The following is a 17,493-nucleotide window of genomic DNA, read 5'->3' as shown; positions in this document are numbered from 1 at the left end:
CGCCCACTCGACGTCGAACGGCGAGGTCGAGTACTGCAAGTGCAGTTGCAACGCCGTCGTGATGCTGTGCCAGGGTGAGGTGGCCGCGCTCACCGCCCTTCCGGACACAGAGCCCGACTCACGTGACGGCGGGGAGTGAGCGACATGAAGAGCATGGGAATTCTCTGTTGCGGCGTCACCTCCGACCGGACGCACAGGTAAAGAAAAAGCAAATCGCCTCGCTCGGGCATCCTGTTATGCGAGATATGTGATCTCCGGCCTTTCGGGCGAGTTGACGAGAAACAATCGCAGATGGCTCCGGACAGCGCACGGCAGTGCGGAGCCATCGCTTTCTCATGCCGTCACGAAGGCGCCTCGCACACTTCTTCTGGCCGGTTCGGAACGGATGGGAAAAAAGCCAAGCGGCTTGATCTCCATCTGGTTACGCCGAGGTTTCGGTACGTATGTTGGCGTGGTAGTCCCCATGCATATGCATGAGGACTGGCGAACGCTTGACGACCGGAGGGGTCGGTATGCGCGTCAGCATGTGTGCGGCAGGTCAGATGTACGGTGCCGCGGTCGGGCCCATGGACACCCGGAAGCAGGTCCGGGCCAGAATCGGACTGCTGGGTCCGATGCGCCTTCATGCCGGGGACGCCCAGAAACCGGTAAGTGTGGCACCCAAAATACGGACGGTCCTCGCCATGCTCGCCATGCACCCGGACCAGGTGGTGCCCGTCTCCGCGCTGACCCGCGAGTTGTGGCCCGAGCAGCCGCCCGTGACCGCTCTGCGGACCCTGCAGACGTACGTCCTCAACATCCGCAAGGCGCTCGCCGGCATCACCGGGCTCAAGGCCGAGGACGTCGCGGAACAACTGCTGGTCACCCAGGAGAACGGCTACCGTCTGCACAGCTCCGATCTGCACCTGGACTGGCTGGACTTCATGCGGCTGGCCGACCAGGGGCGCAAGGCCCTCGGCGAGGGTGACGGCCGCACCGGCATCCGGGAACTGGAACAGGCGCTGGGCATGTGGCGCGGCAGTGTCCTCACGGACGTGCCCACCGGGGCTGTCCTGGAGGCGCGCAGGCTCATGCTGGAGGAGTCCCGGCTGGACGCGGTCGAAGTGCTGATCGACGCTCGCATCGAGGCCGGCCTGCACCAGCAGGTGATCGCCGACCTCGCCTCGCTGACGAGCGAGTACCCCTATCACGAGGGACTGCATGCCCAGTACATGCGTGCTTTGGCCCTCAACGGGCGCCGCGCCGCGGCTCTCGAGGTGTTCGTCCGCCTGCGTGCCCGTCTCATAGACGAGATCGGAATTGAACCGGGTTACCCGTTGCAGCAACTGCAGGGCACAATACTGAACTCGCACAAGAGCGCACACATGGCTCTCGCGCTCAGTGCGACCGGAGCCTCTTCGGAATAAGGGGCCATTACCGGTGGTGAGTTCCGCTTTCCCGGAAGCCGGCACCGGTGCGGCTACGCCGGTATCGACCGCCGGGAACGGGTCGCGGTTCGGTGGGGGAGGGGCGAGTACCTCGCTCCGACGAGCGTCCTCACGGTCACGGACGCGATGGAGCGACCGGTCGGGGCCGGGCCGACGGGGTGCGCTTCGGCCATGCCCGTGCCACGTGTCACCTGGCTCTTGAGTGTTTCTTGTCGTAGCTCTCGACACACCGGTGCCAGTGTGATGCCAGAGGCAGGGAACCGTGCCCGACCGCCCCGCATCCTCACGGCCGCGGCGAGCGCGTGCCCCGTCTCTGCCGACCGAGCCCCGCCTGTTCGAAGGGATGCCTATGGCTGCCTGGAGAGTACGTCCCACCGGCTCGGCGCCGGAACTCCCGGCCCGGCCGACACCCGTGGCTCCGGACCTCGCGCCCACGACTCGGAGACGATCACCGAGGGAGCGCTGCCGGCGCCCTGCGCCGTCCGCCCGGTCGGTTCCCACCCTCGGCGCGGCCCGTCACCGGACCGTGTCGGTGAACGGAAGTGAAGACCATTCATGACCGTCATCTCTGCAGCGCACGAACTCCTCGACGGCGATGTGTACATCGACCTGCGGGCCAGTCTCGGGCTTCCGCTGCATCTCAAGTGCGAGGGGTTCAACTTCGCGGGTTCCATCAAGATCCAGCCCGCCGTCCGGATGGTCGAGGCGGCCCAGCGCGACGGGCTGATCGGGCCGGACTCGGTCCTGATCGAGTCCTCCTCCGGGAACCTCGGTGTGGCGCTCGCCGTGATCGCGGCCGCCAAGGGGATGAAGTTCGTCTGCGTCACCGACCCGCACTGCAACCCGGTCACCACGGCGCTGATTCGGGCTTTCGGGGCCGAGGTCGTCGTCGTGGACGAACCTGACGCGTCCGGCAGCTACCTCGCCGCCCGCAAGGCGTACGTGCGCAGCAGTTGCGCACGCAACCCGCATCACGTCTGGCTCAACCAGTACGAGAACCCGGCCAACTGGATCGCCCACTACGAGAACACCGCGGCCCTCCTCGCCAAGGACTTCCCCGATCTCGACACCCTCTTCGTCGGAACAGGCACCGGGGGAACCCTGATGGGCTGCGCTCGCTACTTCCGCGAGCACCGGCCGGAGATCCGCATCATCGCCGTCGACAGTGTGGGCTCGGTGAGCTTCGCCGGCGCCCCCGGGCCGCGGCACATCCCGGGGCTCGGCGCCAGTGCGCCCATGCCGTTGATCGACCCCGCTCTCGTGGACGAGGTCATCCGCGTCCACGAGGTGGACACCATCCACACCTGCCGCAGGCTCGCCGCCCGTGGACTTCTCCTCGGAGGCTCCTCCGGAACGGTGGTCACTGCCGCCGCGCAGTGGTTCGCACACCACGGGGGCGCCACGCGCACCGCTGTGGCCATAGCGCCCGACCTGGGGGAGCGCTACCTCAACACCATCTACAACGACACCTGGGTCGGCCGTTACTACGGGCAGGACGACCTGAACAAGATCCTGGAGACATCGTGAGCGAGCAGACCGAAGTCCCCCCCTTCTGCGTGGTGCCGGGAAGCACCGTGCACGAGGTGCTCGACGGACGGCAGACGGAGATCACCGACCTCGTCGAGGCCGCCTACCGCCTGCACGGGGAGGGGCACACGATCAACCCTCCGTCGTACTTCCTCAGGTTCCCCGACCGGCCCACGGCCCGCATCATCGCCCTGCCCGCATCGGTCGGCGGCGGCCGGCCGGTCGACGGCATCAAATGGATCTCCAGCTTCCCTTCCAACCTCGACCACGGCATTCCTCGCGCCTCCGCCGTCCTGATCCTCAACGACCCCGCCACCGGCTACCCGTACGCCTGTCTGGAAAGTTCGATCATCAGTGCCGTGCGGACGGCCGCCTCCGCCGCTGTCGCGGCCCGCGCCCTCGGCGAGAACCGTCCTGCGCCCGGGCGCGTCGGCTACCTCGGGACCGGGCTCATCGCGCGGCATGTGCATTCCTACCTGGCCGCACTGGGCCGGGCCCCACGCGAGTACGCCGTCCACGACCTGTCCACCGAGTACGCACACGGGTTCGCCGACCACCTGCGCACCACCGGGGACGGCTCGCCGGTCCATGTACTGGACTCCGCGGAGGAACTGGTCCGCTCCAGCGACGTCGTCGTCTGCGCGACCACCGCATCCACACCGCACCTGCTCGATCCGTCCTGGTTCGCCCACCACCCGCTGGTACTGCACGTGTCGCTGCGCGACCTGGGCACGGACGTCATCCTGGACAGCTTCAACGTGGTGGACGACGTCGAGCACGTCCTCAAGGCGGACACGTCGGTCCACCTCGCCGAGCAGCGCACCGGCGGACGGGACTTCCTGGACGGCACCCTGTACGACGTACTCACCGGGGCGCTGAAGGCGCCGGCCGACCGCACGGTGGTCTTCTCGCCCTTCGGGCTCGGCGTTCTGGATCTGACGGTCGGGGAGCATGTGCACGCCCGCGCCCAGGAGGGCGGCCTGCTGAGGCCGGTCGACGGGTTCTTCCACGACCTCGACCGGCACAGCGCCCCGCGTTCGAAAGGGGGCCGGCGATGACCTCCCTCCCCCCGCACACGCCCCCGGCCCCGGTGCGGGCCGAACTTCCCCTGGCGCCCGGCACCGTTGAGCGAGCACGGAAGCACGCCCTGCGCCATACCCGTGCACTCGACACCGGGACCGCGCTGCTGGACCACGTCATCGGTCACGCCGAACGCGGCCCCGACCGTCCGGCCGTCGTCGACGGCGACCGAACCGTGAGCTACCGGGAGTTACTCGACCGCGTCGCGGTGACGCGGGACGCGCTGAGCGTCGCAGGGGTGCGACCCGGCGACGTCGTGGCCACCGTCGGAAGCCGCAGCGTCCACACCCCGGTCGTCTTCCTCGCACTGGAGGCACTGGGCGCCTCGTATCTGCCGATCGACCAGAACTGGCCCGAAGTCCGTGTCCGGGACGTGCTCGGCCGCAGCGGAGCCAGGCTGCTGGTGGACTACAGCGGCGGCACCGCGCATGCCGCGCGGGCGGCCGCCGTGACCGGGAAGACCGACGTCCTGCTCCTGCCCGAGTCGGACACCCGGGCCGCCACACCGCCGAGCCGCAGCGGCGACCGCTCCCACGAAGTCCGGTACACGATCTTCACCTCCGGCACCACCGGCCGGCCCAAGGGAGCCACGGTCGAGCACCAGGGCATGCTCAACCACCTGTGGGCCAAGGCGATCGACCTGGACCTGGGCCCGGACGACGCGGTCGCGTTCACCGCTCCGCTGGTCTTCGACATCTCCGTCTGGCAGATGCTGTGCCCGCTGCTGGTCGGCGGACGCCTGGTCGTGGTGGGCGACGACGCCATGCGCCTGCCCCGCTGGCTCGTCAACGTCCTCGGCACCGCGGCCGTCACCGTCGTGGAACTCGTCCCCACCGTCATCGGCTGGCTCGCCGACCACCTGAGCCGCGTCGGCGAGGAGAGGGCACTGCCCTCACTGCGCTGGCTGCTGTCCACCGGGGAGGAACTGTATCCGGCGGTCGCCGAACGTGCTCTGGGAGTCCTGCCGCATGTGTCCGTAGTCAACGCCTACGGTCCCACGGAGTGTTCGGACGACGTGACCCATCACGTCGTGACGGCCGCCGACCTGACCGGCGACCGGCTGCCCGTCGGCGCCCCCGTCGCCAACACCGTGCTGTACCTCCTGGTCGAGGAGACCGGGAGCGGCCGGTGGCGGGCGGCGGAACCGGGCGAGAGCGGTGAGTTGTTCGTCGGCGGCACAGGCGTGGGCCTGGGCTACCTCAACGATCCCGACACCACGGACCGAGCCTTCTTCCGCGACCCCTTCGACTCCGCCTCCGCCACCGGACGTCTGTACCGGACGGGCGACCTGGCCCGCGTCGACGGCGGTGTCGTGTACTACCTCGGCCGCAGCGACCGCCAGGTGAAGGTGGCCGGTGTCCGGATGGAACTGGGCGAGATCGAGGTGGTGCTGAGCCGGCACCCGGCCGTGGAGCAGTGCGCGGTCGTCGTCTCCGGCGAGGGCGAGCACGGTGAACTGGTCGCCCACTACAGCGTACGCGCCCCGGTCTCCGCGGCAGCACTGCAGGAGGCGCTGAGCGCGCAGCTGCCGGCCGCGATGGTGCCCAGGCGCTGGCGGGAGTGGGACGCACTGCCCCTGACCCACAACGGAAAGATCGACCACCGGTCACTGCACACGTCCGCCGTCCACCGGAATGAGGCATCGTGACGACCACTTCGGCGAAGACCACACCACCGCAGACGTCCGCACCGGCCCAGGAAGGGGCAGCGACGGGTCTCGCCGAGCGCGTCGCCTCCGTGGCCCGGGTGGCCGAGGAGCACCTGAAGGTCACCGACCGCGACGCCGTCTTCCCCGAGCAGGCTCTCGCGCAGATGCGCCGCACCGGGCTGCTCGGGCTGCTCGTACCAGCCGAACACGGAGGCTGCTCGGGCACCCTCACCGACTTCGTGGACGCCAGTATGGCCCTGGGCCGGGTCGACATGTCCGTCGGGATGATCTTCGCGATGCACTGCCAACAGTCCGAGGCGATCGTCCGGTATGCCGCCTCGCCACTGCGTGAGGAACTGCTCGCCCAGCTCTCCGCCGGCGACCTCTACCTGGCCTCGGTGACCACCGAACCGGGCAAGGGCGGTCATCTGTTCCGCTCGTACGCGCCCTTGCGGGAGGGCGACGACACCCTGATGGTCGACCGGGTCGCGCCGATCGTGACGGGCGGCGCCGTGGCGGACGGGTTCCTCATCACCATGCGCAGCCCGCACGCGACCGCCGACCACCACGTCTCCCTCGTCTACGCCCACCGGCGTCAGCTGCGGATCGAGGGCACCGGAGAGTGGTGCCCGATGGGGATGCGCGCCAGCCACAGCCTGCCCCTGACGCTCACCGGATCCATCCCCGCACACCAGGTGATCGGTGAGCACGGTGCCTTCCACCGGATCGCGCAGTCCGTGTTCGGGCCGCTCGCCCACATCGGCTGGTCAGCGGTGTGGCTGGGCACCGCGTCCGGAGCCCTGTCCCGGGTCCTGCGCCTGCTGCGCGACCCGGCCGGCCGCAAACGCTTCGACCTGAGCTCGGAACTCCTGATGACCCGGCTCTCCCGGGTGAGGCAGCGGCTCGACACCGTCCACGCCCTGCTCCGCCGTACCGAGGCCTTGGTGGCGAGCGGCGCCGACCTGTCCGACGCGAGCAGTCAGCTCCTGCTGAACAGCCTGAAGATCACCGCCTCCGAGGAGTGCTACCGGGCCGTCGACGAGTTGGTGGACGCCGTGGGTCTGCGCCACGGCTACCTGCAGGACTCGCCGACCCGGCTGGAGAAGAGCCTGCGGGACCTGCGGTCCGCCGCGCTCAACTACAGCAACGACCGACTGCACCTCGCCGACGGGCAGTTGTGCCTGCTCGATCCGGACGTCCGCTTCGCCTGACCCCGGTGGGCCGCCACCGGCCCACTGCGGCGCACCCGTCACCCCACGGTTCACGCAATTCCGTCACGGAATACCGGCCGGACCGTTTCCGTGCATACGCGCGCTTCTTTATCGACCCCATTTCCGATGATAATGCGGAGAAGGGGGAAAGTGTTGCGGTGTGCGAATTCCGTTGCTAGTGTCGAATCGCGGAAAGTCGGTGCGGCCGGCGCCTCCCGCCGCCGACGACTGTACGGATACTTTTCCGAAGTCCCGCACTGCGACCACTCCAGCGCCTCCGTCACCGAGGGATATTCATGCCTGAGAACGACCGGAAGAACTCGACCGAGAACTTGAACACCGCACTTCGGTACATCGCGGGCCGCAAAGCCGCCGAGGAATCTCTCGGATTCCTCGCCCACATCAGTGCCACCGTGCAGCAGACCCCTCAGCTCAAGGAGGTCGTGCCGGCGGTGGCCAAGGCCTGCGTCCCGTTCTTCGCCTCCGCCGTCTCCCTGGGCGCCCTGGCCACCCACTCCCAGCTCATCGTCCAGTCGCCGACCGGGTACTCCACGGCCCTGGAGGGAGTGCGCGGCCTTCTCTCCGAGAACGACGCCGAGAAGATCGTGATCAGCGCCCACGAAGGCCTGGCGAAGCAGACCGACCCGGGGCATCTGACGCGGTTGCGCCAGTGGCAGGCGGAGTCGGCCGTGGCCCTGCCCATGACCTACCGGGGGGTGCACGGGGGGCATCTGATCGCGCTGCGCGGCGAGGGGCACCGGCGTGGCCCGATCAGTCCCTCGGACCTGGCGCTCATCTCGGAGGTGGCCGACCGGGTCGCGGCGTTCAACGCCTTCGTCACGCATCTGGCCGGCTCGGAGAGCCTGTGATGACGGCCACCTGGCAGGACGTACGCGCTTGGATCCTCCGCCGGAATCCCGAACTCACCGAGGACGACGTGGATCCGGAGACCGACATCTTCGAGTCACGGATCGTGGATTCTCTGCAATTCGTGGAACTCGTCCTGCACATCGAAGAACTGCGCGGCGAGATGATGGAATTCACGTCCGTCGACCTGAGCGCCTTCCGCACTCTCAAGGACATCGAAAAAAACTTCCTCTCCGTATAGGCGAGAACAGTCATACCGTGATGCGAGGAGGTGACCTGGTGCGAGAACGGGCCGTCGTGATACAGGGCAATCTTCAGGGAACGACCGATGCCGTACTTTTCCTTCCGCCCGCGGGAAGTGTCGAGTCGCCCTACCTCTCCCTGGGGGAGTACCTGCCGGACATCCTGCCCGCCCTCCACTGCGAAATGCCCGGACGCGGCCGGCTGGCCGGCCAGGAGGAACCCGGATCCGTGACGGCCGCCGTCGATCGCTGGCTGGACGACATCACCGCACTGCTGCCGCACGGACGGCGACTGCATCTCTTCGGACACAGCCTCGGCGCGCTGTCCGCCTACGAACTGGTCATCCGGCTCGAGGCCCATCCCCGGTACGCCGTCCGCAGCCTGTCCGTCTCCGGCGCCCGGGAGCCCGGCCACACCCCACGCACCGCCGTGGCCGCGGCGTTCGCGGCACTGCGGCGCACCACCGGCCAGGAGGACGACCCGGGCGGTACATGGCTGGCACGGGACGCGCGGATGCGCCGGGAACACCGTGTCACTCACCGACCGGTCCACACCCCGATCGCACTGTTCTGCGGGACGGACGATCCCTTCGCCCGGCCCGCCGACATGGCCCCATGGGCCTCCTTCACCACCCACCCGCTCCTGGGGACGTTCACCTTTCCCGGCGGACACGACTACTACCTCTCCCACCGGGCTGCCGTCGCCACGGTCCTCACCGACCTGGCGGACGGCCGCCGCACCCCCCTACCCGCTTCGCCACCCACATGAAGGAGCCGGACATGACAGTCGAGCACCCCAACGCACCCACCATCGAGCAGCTGATCGACGTGGTCGGCAACAGCTCCGTCGGCATCACGATCACCGACCGCTTCGGCGCCGTCCTGCTGCACAACAAGGCGCAGTCCGTCCTCATGCACGGAGAGGCCGACCACCTCGGCGGCCGGATCCGGGCCGCGGGCGGGGGCGCGCTCCCTGAGCTGCTGGCGGACCTGGAGGGGAACGGCCGCATCGAGAACGTCCGGGTCACCTACCTCAGCGCCGACGGCACGCAGGAGCGCGCCTCCGCGGTGAACGCCGTGGTCGCCGGCGCAGGTGACGACACCAGGATCCACTGGGTCAGCCGGCCGGAACTCGGCGAGCGGCTGCCGATCCCCAGCACCAGCGACCAGGATCCCACCTCCGACGCCGCCGCCTGGATCCGCGCGGTCGACGAACGGAGCAACCCGGTCCTGGCCCCGACCAAGGAACACGAGTCGGTGCTGCGCGAGTTCTACGAGGTCGCGCCGGTGGCCATCCACCTGATCGGCGTCAACGGCCAGGTCATGCACGCCAACCCGGCCGACGTCGCCCTGGTCGAGTACAGCGGGCAGCCGACGGAGTACGTCGGCCAGCACATCCGCAGGATCTACGAAGACCAGGGTCTGCTGGACGACTTCCTCTCCCGCTGGGACGAGGACTCGCCGATCATCAACTTCCGGGCCAACTTCGTCACCCGGGACGGCGCCCCGAAGCCGGTGCTGATCTTCTCCACGGCACAGGCGGCCGGCGGCAGCGTCTCCAACACGCGCTGCTTCGTCTTCAACGACCCCGAGCCGCAGCGCGCCCGTGACACCGTCAGCGCTTTCGGCTGGCCGTCCTGAACCAGCGGCGGGAGGAGGCCCCGTACGGGGCCTCCTCCCGGACCGCAGACGACGTCAACCCGCCTCTCCATGGGAGTGACCATGTCCCACGTGCTGGTGATCTCGGGGAGCCCTTCCCCGACCTCCCGGACCGAACTCGTCGGTGACTACGTAGCACGGCGGCTGGCCGAGGACGAATGGCACGCCGGGCATCTGAAAGTCCGCGACCTCCCGGCGGAACCGCTGCTCAGGGCGGACACCACGGACCCGCGGATCGTCGCGGCCCTGGAGCAGGTCGCCCTGGCCGACGGCATCGTGCTGGCCACGCCGACCTACAAGGCGAGCTTCTCCGGGCTGCTGAAGACGTTCCTCGACCTGCTGCCCCAGCACGGCTTCACGCACAAGGTCGTCCTTCCGCTGGCCACCGGCGGCAGCACCGCGCACGTGCTGGTACTGGACTACGCCCTGCGCCCGGTGGCCCACTCGCTCGGCGCCCGGCACGTCGTACAGAGCTTCTTCCTGCTCGACACGCACCTGACCCGGCTCGACGGAGGCCTGGACATCCGGCCCGAGAGCGCCGGCCTGCTGGACGGCGTCATCGAGCAGTTCCGCAAGGCCCTGGTCTCGCGCGTCTGACCACACCGCCCAGCCGCACCCGAACCACCGTCACCGCGCTCGGACACCGTCGTCCCGCCTCCACCGCAGCCCCATGTCCGCGCCGGACCCACAGGCGCGGTCCGGAGTATCCACACCATGGTTGAGAAAAACTCACAGCGCACATGGCTCACCGGCTGGGACCCCGAGGACGAGGACGCCTGGCGCCGGGGCGGCCGTCGCGTGGCCCACCGCAATCTCACCCTGTCCGTCCTCAGCGAGCACATCGGCTTCTCGGTGTGGACCCTGTGGTCCGTCCTCGTGCTCTTCATGACCCCCGAAACCGGGCTGGTGTTCGCGCCCGGCGAGAAGTTCCTGCTGGTGGCCACTCCCACGATCGCCGGAGCCCTGCTGAGGCTGCCCTACAGCTACGCGGTCACCCGTTTCGGCGGGCGTGACTGGACCGTGTTCGCCACGCTGATCCTGCTCGTCCCCGCCGGGCTCGCCCTGTACTTCGTGCGACAGCCCGGCACGCCGCTGTGGGTGTTCCTGCTCATCGGCGCCCTCGGCGGGGTGGGCGGCGGCACCTTCGCCTCGTCCATGACGAACATCACCGCCTTCTTCCCGCAACGGCACCAGGGCTGGGCCCTGGGACTCAACGCCGGAGGCGGCAATCTCGGGGTCGCGGCGGTACAACTGATCGGCCTCGCGGTGATCCACACCACCGGGTACGGCCATCCGGAGTACGTCGCGGCCGTCTACCTGCCGCTCATCGTCGTCGTCGCAGTCCTGGCAGCACGGTTGATGGACAATGTGGACGCCGTCCGCACGGCTCCCAAGGTTCAGCGCGAGGCCGCCCGGTGCTCGGACACCTGGTGGATCTCCCTGCTCTACATCGGCACCTTCGGTTCGTTCATCGGGTTCGGCTTCGCCTTCGGACTGGTGCTTCAGTACGAGTTCGGCACCTCACCCGTGCAGGCGATGGGGTACACCTTCCTCGGCCCGCTCCTCGGTTCCCTCTCCCGGCCGCTGGGCGGCCGGCTGGCCGACCGGCTGGGCGGGGCGCGCGTGACCCTCTGGAACTTCCTCGGCATGGCCACCGGAACCACGCTGCTCGTGGTCGCCTCCCTCACCGGTTCCTTCGGTCTGTTCGTCGGCGGATTCACCGCGCTCTTCGTCCTCGGCGGTCTGGGCAACGGCTCCACCTACAAGATGATTCCCGGCGCCTTCGCCCGACGCGCGGAGGTCGCCGTGACCGGTGGTGCCGACGCCGCTCAGGCCTTCGCACGGGCCCGCCGGCTGTCCGGCGCGGCCATCGCCGTCGCGGGCGCCGTGGGAGCCCTGGGCGGCGCGGCCATCAACGTCGCCTTCACCGTCTCCTACGCGGACGGTTCCGGCTCCGGAACACCCGCCTTCCTGTCCTTCCTCGCCTACTACGGCGTGTGCGTCCTGATCATCCGGTTCGTCTACCTCCGCCGGGAGGTCCCCCGGGCCTCGACCGCACCGGACGGGATACGGGAGGCCAGCCGTGCCTGACGCCCTCGCCGTGACGCGCACGCACTGCCCGTACTGCGCTCTGCAGTGCGGCACCCGGATCACCGGCCGTGGTGGCGCGGCCGTGACGGTCGAGCCCGCCGACTTCCCGGTCAACCGCGGTCGGCTCTGTCAGAAGGGCTGGACCGCGCACGAGGTCCTCACCGCCCCCGATCGACTGACGACTCCTCTCGTGCGGAGTCGTGACGGCAGGCTCCTGACCTCTTCGTGGGACAGCGCTCTGGACACCGTCGCCGATGGCCTGGACCGTGTCCGGGCCCGGTACGGCCCGGACGCGTCGGCCGTCTTCGGCGGGGGCGGCCTGACCAACGAGAAGGCCTACATGCTCGGCAAGTTCGCCAGGCTGGCCCTGGGGACGAGCAACATCGACTACAACGGCCGCTTCTGCATGTCGTCCGCCGCTGCGGCCGGCAACGACGCCTTCGGCGTGGACCGGGGCCTGCCCTTCCCCGTCACCGACCTCGCGCGGGCTCGGACCGTGCTGCTGGCCGGGGCCAACGTCGCCGAGACCATGCCCCCTCTGATGCAGCACCTCGACAGGGCCCGGCTGATCGTCGTGGACCCGCGCCACAGCGCCACCGCCCGCCGTGCCGCGCTGCATCTGCAGCCCGCGCCCGGCACCGACCTGGCCCTCGCGCTGGGACTGCTGCACCTGGCCATCACCGACGGGCTGGTCGACAAGACGTACGTCGACCAGCGCACCCGCGGGTTCGAGACGATCGCGACCCGCGCCGCCGCGTGGTGGCCCGAGCGTACCGAGGAGGTCACCGGCGTCTCCGCGCACGCCCAGCGCACGGCGGTCCGTCTGCTCGCCGAAAGCCGTGACAGCTACATCCTGACCGGCCGCGGCGTCGAGCAGCACCGGCAGGGCACGGCGACTGCGGCAGCGTTCATCAACCTCGCGCTGGCCCTCGGTCTGCCGGGTACACCGGGCGGCGGCTACGGCTGTCTCACCGGCCAGGGCAACGGGCAGGGCGGACGCGAGCACGGACAGAAGACCGACCAGCTGCCCGGCTACCGTTCGCTGACCGACCCCGCGGACCGCGCCCACGTCGCCGGTGTCTGGGGGGTGCCACCTGACCGACTGCCCGGCCCCGGACTGCGGGCGTACGAACTGCTCGACGCGCTCGGCGAGGAGCACGGGCCCCACGCGCTGCTCGTCCTGGGCTCCAACCCGATGGTCTCCGCCCCGCACGCGGCGCGGATCGCGGCGCGTCTCGCCTCGCTCGACCTGCTGGTGGTGGCCGACTTCGTCCCCTCGGAGACGGCGCAGGCAGCCGATGTCGTCCTGCCGGTCACCCAGTGGGCGGAGGAGGAGGGCACCCTGACCAATCTGGAGGGCAGGGTACTGCGCCGACGTGCCCTGCTCAGCCCTCCGCGGTCGGCCCGCAGCGACCTGGAGATCCTGCACGGCATCGCCGTACGGCTCGGTGAGCCGGCCGAGCGCTATCCGACGGAGCCCCGCGAGGTCTTCGAGGAACTGCGCGCCGCTTCCAGGGGCGGACGTGCGGACTACTCAGGCATCACCTACGACCGGCTGGACGCGGGTGAGGCCCTGTACTGGCCGTGCCCGGACACCGACACCCCTCACCCGGGCACCCCCCGCCTGTTCCTCGACGGATTCGCCCACCCCGACGGACGCGCGCGCTTCGCCGACGTCGAGCACGACGGACCCGCCGAGGCGACCGACGCGGAGTACCCCGTGCACGCCACCACCGGCCGGATCCTCTCCCACTACCAGTCAGGCGCGCAGACCCGCCGTGTGACCGAACTCGCCGCAGTCGCCTCCGAAGCGTTCGTGGAGGTCCACCCGGACACGGCGGCCCGTCACGGCCTGGCCGAGGGAGCCCTGGCACGGGTGACCTCGGCCCGGGGCGGCATGACCGCCCGCGTCCGGCTCGACCCCACGCTGCGACCGGACACCGTGTTCGTCCCCTTCCACTTCGGCGGGGACGGCCGGGCCAACCTCTTCACCAACCCCGCTCTGGACCCCCGTAGCGGCATGCCCGAATTCAAGGTCAGCGCCGTCCGGCTCGACCCTCTCCTGGAGTGACGCCGTGAGCCACATCCTCGTCATCGGCCATGGTCCGGCCACCCATCGACTGCTGCGCGGGCTGCGGCGCCACGGGCACGACGGAACCGTGACCGTGCTGTCCGCGGAGCACCACCCCGTCCAGCACCGTCCGTTACTGACCACCGTGCTGCAGGGCCGGCTCGAGGCCGGCATGCTCCGCCCGGAACCCGAGCACGGCGCCCGTGTGCTGACCGGAGCCGTCGCGACCGCCGTCGACACCGCCCGCCGCGTGGTGCACGCCCGGCAAGGCGACACCGTCACCGCGCACCCCTACGACGTCCTCGTGCTCGCCTGCGGCGCCCGCCCGGTGATCCCCCCGCTCCCCGGGGCGAGCGACCGGACAGGGCGGCTCGCGCCGGGCGTCACCACACTGCGCGAGGTCACCGACTGCGACCGCATACAGGGCACAGCCGTGACGGTCCTCGGAGGCGGACCACTCGGCGTGGAGACGGCGAGCGCGCTGGCCCTGCGGGGCACCGCGACCACTCTGGTCTGCTCCGGCCCCCACCCGCTGCACGAACGCCTCGGCGGCACCGGCGCGGCACTGCTGACCGCACGGCTGCAGGAGGCCGGGGTCGAGGTCCTCGGCGGGCGCAGGGCCGTACGCCGCGAGCCGGGCCGCCTGCTGCTCGACGACGGCACCGAGACGGCGGCCGACAGCCTGGTGCTGTGCACCGGCGTGGAACCCGAGGTCCGGCTCGCCCGCGCGGCCGGCATCAGGGTGCACCACGGGATCGTCGTGGACGACGCGCTGCGCACCAGTGACAGCCGCGTCCACGCCATCGGGGACTGTGCCGAGCACGCGGGGCGCACTGTGGCGGGCCATGAGTCCGCGCTCGCGCAAGCCGACACCCTGGCCGCGGTGCTGACGGGCCGTGAGGCGGCGCACCGGCCCACTCCCGCCGTTCTGCGCCTGCGCACTCATGCCGTGGACGTCGCGTGCGTCGGGCCGCTCGCCGCCTTCCGGCGGAGCGGCATCCGGACCGTCGGCCTGCTCGACCCGGCGGGCCGGCGCCACGCGCGGCTGGCGCTGGACGGCGACCGGATCGCCGCCGCCGTGCTGCTCGGCCTGCCGGAGGCGATCGCCGCTGTCAGCCATCTGCACCGGCGCGGCCTGCCCGTCCCCTCCGACCGGCTGAGCCTCCTTCTCGGTATCCGGTCGCACCTCCCTCCGGCCGAGGACGACGGCCGGGCGGACTCCCTCGTGTGTCTGTGCAACCAGGTCTCCCGGCGACAGCTCGCCGACGCCTGGGAACTCGGCGCTCGGACCGTTCCCGCTCTGGTTCGGGTCACCCGTGCCACCACAGGCTGCGGCGGTTGCACCGAGCGGGTGGAAAGGCTCTGCGCGGGCTGGGCGGACGCCGTCGGACGGGAACTGGAGCCGACACCATGACAGCCACCCTGGTCGTGATCGGGCACGGGATGGTCGGTCATCGGCTCGTGGACACACTCCGCGAGCTGGACCGGGATCGCCGGTGGCGGGTGGTCGTGCTGGGCGAGGAACGGGAGCCGGCCTACGACCGTGTGCGGCTGTCCGCCTACCTCGGAGGCCGCAGTCGGGCGGAGCTCAGCCTCGTCGCGCACGAGTTCCTGGCGGATCCACGGATCGAAGTGCGCTCCGCGACGACGGCTGTTCATGTCGATCGGCGGGCACGCACGGTGCGGACGGCCGACGGCGACGTGCTCCCGTACGACGCATTGGTGCTGGCCACCGGTTCGCGTCCGTTCGTCCCGCCCGTGCCGGGCCGGGAACACGGCAACTGCTTCGTCCAGCGGACGCTGGAGGACACCGATGCGTTGCGTGCCGCGGTCCGGCCGGGACGGCCCGCGGTCGTCGTCGGCGGCGGTCTGCTGGGGCTGGAGGCGGCGCAGGGACTGCAGTTGCTGGGAATGCGGCCCCATCTCGTGGAGGCGGCACCCCATCTGATGCCGGCCCAGCTCGACACGGAGGCCGCACACGTCCTGCGGCACGGGGCCGATCGCCTGGGCCTGCGCCTGCACTGCGGTACCACGGTCACGGCAGTGAACGCCGGGGCGCACGGCGCGGTACGGTCCGTCACCCTCGGCGACGGCACCGTCCTCGACGCCGACCTGGTCGTCTTCGCAGCCGGGGTGCGCCCCCGGGACGACCTGCCGGTCACCCCGGCCCTGCGGCTCGGTGACCGCGGCGGGTACCTCACGGACGCACTCTGCCGGACCTCGGACGACCGCGTCTGGGCCGTCGGGGAGTGCGCGGCCGTACGGGGACGCTGTCATGGCCTGGTCGCGCCGGGATACCGGATGGCGCGGAGCGTCGCCCGTCAGCTGACAGGCCGTCCCGACGAGCCGCTCGGCGCCATGGACACTTCCACCGAACTGAAACTGCTCGGCGTCCATGTGGCGACGTTCGGGAGTACGTCGGGCGAGGACGGCGCCGTTGAGATGACCTTTCGGGAAAGCGTCTCCCGCTATGCCAAAGTCTTCCTGTGCCGGGACACGGGAGTCCTGCTCGGTGGCATCCTCGCGGGGGAGACGGGCTCCCGGGCCGACCTGGCGGCCCGGGTCGGCCGGCCGCCGGCCGCCGACCTGGAGCGCGTGCTGTTCCCCGATCCGTCGTTCTAGCCGAAACCTGTGAGGACACCCATGCTCGACGAGTCCGTCCGTACGACACGCCTGCTGGAAGCCCGGGCACAGGCCGTCGAACTGTTCACCGAGGTGAGCGCCCGAGGACTGATCGCGCCCGGCAAGCGGGAGCGCACCGTCAGCGACGAGGTCCGGGACCTGGCGCACGACCTGTTCGGCACCACCCGGTACTGGCACAAGCGGATCGTGCGGTGCGGGGCGAACACCCTCAGGCCGTACGAGGACAATCCGCCCGACCGGGTGATCGGCGCCGACGACATCGCCTTCGTGGACTTCGGGCCGATCTTCGAACAGTGGGAAGCCGACTTCGGGCGCACGTACGTACTCGGCGACGACGCCGCCCGGCTGCGGCTCCGCGATGCCCTCCCCGGTCTGTTCGCCGAGGGCAGGCGCTTCTTCGACAGCCATCCGGAGCTGACGGCGGCGCGTCTGTACGCGGAGATCGATCGGCTGGCCCGGGATTCCGGGTGGGAGCTGGGCGGCTGGCACGCCGGGCACCTGGTGGGGGAATTCCCGCACGAGCGTCTCAAGGACGCGCTCGTCCACTCGTACATCACGCCCGGCAACGACCTGCCGCTGCGCCGACGGGACAGCTCGGGCCGGGTCTGCCACTGGATCCTGGAGATCCACCTGATCGATCGACGCGGCGGCTTCGGCGGGTTCTACGAGGATCTCCTGGACTTGTGAAGGGGCGGCGGGCGCCGCTCACGCGGAGGAGGACCCCGGCCCCCGCACCCGTCGCGCGCTACCGGACCGCATCGACGGGAGGTCTTCGCCGACCGGTGCGTCGACGGCATCGAGCGCCTCTTCCCGGCACACTGCCCCCGCGCCCGCGGGGATGCTCCCGACGGCGCGCGGAGCGTCGTTCACGACGACCGCGGGCACCCGCGCAGCGCCCCATGCGGGCTCGGAGCACACTCGGCGAGGAGTCCGGCCGTCTCGTTCACGTATCGGCCGGCGGTGGGGACGCCGAGCCCCTGCCGCGACCCGGGCCGGCGTCTCGTGCTCGCGCAGGCGCACCCGCGCG

At 70.5% G+C, this 17,493-nt stretch carries 15 protein-coding genes; all 15 read left to right on the top strand.

What is annotated here, in order from left to right:
• Positions 1-653: 653 nt before the first annotated feature.
• The 15 genes from ADK41_RS26825 (at position 654) to ADK41_RS26755 (ending at position 17,153) form a co-directional block, all read left to right on the top strand.
• Positions 654-1,406: an AfsR/SARP family transcriptional regulator gene (locus tag ADK41_RS26825; protein ID WP_158717718.1), complete on the top strand. Its 753-nt coding sequence runs from the start codon at positions 654-656 to the stop codon at positions 1,404-1,406.
• Between the two features lie 576 nt (positions 1,407-1,982).
• Positions 1,983-2,954, top strand: a complete 972-nt coding sequence (sbnA, locus tag ADK41_RS26820) for a 2,3-diaminopropionate biosynthesis protein SbnA (RefSeq protein WP_030834834.1) — start codon at positions 1,983-1,985, stop codon at positions 2,952-2,954.
• Positions 2,951-4,012 (top strand): 2,3-diaminopropionate biosynthesis protein SbnB, encoded by a 1,062-nt coding sequence (gene sbnB, locus ADK41_RS26815; RefSeq protein ID WP_030834831.1) that lies wholly within the window; start codon positions 2,951-2,953, stop codon positions 4,010-4,012. Before sbnA ends, sbnB begins: the two co-directional genes overlap by 4 nt.
• Positions 4,009-5,682 (top strand): amino acid adenylation domain-containing protein, encoded by a 1,674-nt coding sequence (locus ADK41_RS26810; RefSeq protein ID WP_051843536.1) that lies wholly within the window; start codon positions 4,009-4,011, stop codon positions 5,680-5,682. Before sbnB ends, ADK41_RS26810 begins: the two co-directional genes overlap by 4 nt.
• The gene (locus tag ADK41_RS26805; RefSeq protein ID WP_078662163.1) at positions 5,679-6,893 is read left to right on the top strand and encodes an acyl-CoA dehydrogenase family protein; all 1,215 of its coding nucleotides are present in this window, start codon (positions 5,679-5,681) and stop codon (positions 6,891-6,893) included. Before ADK41_RS26810 ends, ADK41_RS26805 begins: the two co-directional genes overlap by 4 nt.
• Before the next feature lie 296 nt (positions 6,894-7,189).
• Positions 7,190-7,762 carry a hypothetical protein gene (locus tag ADK41_RS26800; protein ID WP_030834822.1) on the top strand — a complete coding sequence of 191 codons (573 nt, stop codon included), beginning with the start codon at positions 7,190-7,192 and terminating at the stop codon, positions 7,760-7,762.
• Positions 7,762-8,001, top strand: a complete 240-nt coding sequence (locus ADK41_RS26795) for an acyl carrier protein (protein ID WP_030834819.1) — start codon at positions 7,762-7,764, stop codon at positions 7,999-8,001. The genes ADK41_RS26800 and ADK41_RS26795 overlap by 1 nt, the downstream gene beginning before the upstream one ends.
• Positions 8,002-8,039: 38 nt before the next feature.
• Entirely contained in the window at positions 8,040-8,771 is a 732-nt protein-coding gene (locus ADK41_RS26790) for a thioesterase II family protein (protein WP_030834816.1), read from the top strand.
• Between the two features lie 11 nt (positions 8,772-8,782).
• Positions 8,783-9,643, top strand: coding sequence for a PAS domain-containing protein (locus tag ADK41_RS26785; protein WP_030834813.1), 861 nt, complete (start codon positions 8,783-8,785; stop codon positions 9,641-9,643).
• 81 nt (positions 9,644-9,724) lie between these two features.
• A complete protein-coding gene (gene ssuE / locus ADK41_RS26780) occupies positions 9,725-10,258 on the top strand; it encodes an NADPH-dependent FMN reductase (RefSeq protein ID WP_030834809.1) in 534 nt (177 codons plus the stop codon).
• Positions 10,259-10,375: 117 nt separating this feature from the next.
• Positions 10,376-11,752 carry an MFS transporter gene (locus tag ADK41_RS26775; RefSeq protein WP_030834806.1) on the top strand — a complete coding sequence of 459 codons (1,377 nt, stop codon included), beginning with the start codon at positions 10,376-10,378 and terminating at the stop codon, positions 11,750-11,752.
• Positions 11,745-13,823, top strand: coding sequence for a molybdopterin oxidoreductase family protein (locus ADK41_RS26770; protein WP_030834804.1), 2,079 nt, complete (start codon positions 11,745-11,747; stop codon positions 13,821-13,823). Before ADK41_RS26775 ends, ADK41_RS26770 begins: the two co-directional genes overlap by 8 nt.
• 4 nt (positions 13,824-13,827) lie before the next feature.
• Positions 13,828-15,237 carry an FAD-dependent oxidoreductase gene (locus ADK41_RS26765; RefSeq protein WP_030834801.1) on the top strand — a complete coding sequence of 470 codons (1,410 nt, stop codon included), beginning with the start codon at positions 13,828-13,830 and terminating at the stop codon, positions 15,235-15,237.
• The gene (locus ADK41_RS26760; RefSeq protein ID WP_037805192.1) at positions 15,234-16,445 is read left to right on the top strand and encodes an NAD(P)/FAD-dependent oxidoreductase; all 1,212 of its coding nucleotides are present in this window, start codon (positions 15,234-15,236) and stop codon (positions 16,443-16,445) included. The genes ADK41_RS26765 and ADK41_RS26760 overlap by 4 nt, the downstream gene beginning before the upstream one ends.
• A gap of 21 nt (positions 16,446-16,466) precedes the next feature.
• Positions 16,467-17,153, top strand: a complete 687-nt coding sequence (locus tag ADK41_RS26755; protein ID WP_030834795.1) for a M24 family metallopeptidase — start codon at positions 16,467-16,469, stop codon at positions 17,151-17,153.
• Positions 17,154-17,493: the final 340 nt, after the last annotated feature.

This window comes from Streptomyces caelestis, from assembly GCF_001279005.1.
In the GTDB taxonomy this organism is placed as follows: Bacteria; Actinomycetota; Actinomycetes; order Streptomycetales; family Streptomycetaceae; genus Streptomyces; species Streptomyces heliomycini.
Note: the sequence above shows the minus strand (reverse complement) of the source record. Positions and strands in the feature narration are given on the sequence as shown.

Coding starts and splice junctions, on each gene's coding strand:
- ADK41_RS26785 (WP_030834813.1), top strand. CDS start 8,783: ATGACAGTCGAGCACCCCAACGCACCCACCATCGAGCAGCTGATCGAC.
- ADK41_RS26755 (WP_030834795.1), top strand. CDS start 16,467: ATGCTCGACGAGTCCGTCCGTACGACACGCCTGCTGGAAGCCCGGGCA.
- ADK41_RS26760 (WP_037805192.1), top strand. CDS start 15,234: ATGACAGCCACCCTGGTCGTGATCGGGCACGGGATGGTCGGTCATCGG.
- ADK41_RS26795 (WP_030834819.1), top strand. CDS start 7,762: ATGACGGCCACCTGGCAGGACGTACGCGCTTGGATCCTCCGCCGGAAT.
- sbnA (WP_030834834.1), top strand. CDS start 1,983: ATGACCGTCATCTCTGCAGCGCACGAACTCCTCGACGGCGATGTGTAC.
- ADK41_RS26810 (WP_051843536.1), top strand. CDS start 4,009: ATGACCTCCCTCCCCCCGCACACGCCCCCGGCCCCGGTGCGGGCCGAA.
- ssuE (WP_030834809.1), top strand. CDS start 9,725: ATGTCCCACGTGCTGGTGATCTCGGGGAGCCCTTCCCCGACCTCCCGG.
- ADK41_RS26800 (WP_030834822.1), top strand. CDS start 7,190: ATGCCTGAGAACGACCGGAAGAACTCGACCGAGAACTTGAACACCGCA.
- ADK41_RS26775 (WP_030834806.1), top strand. CDS start 10,376: ATGGTTGAGAAAAACTCACAGCGCACATGGCTCACCGGCTGGGACCCC.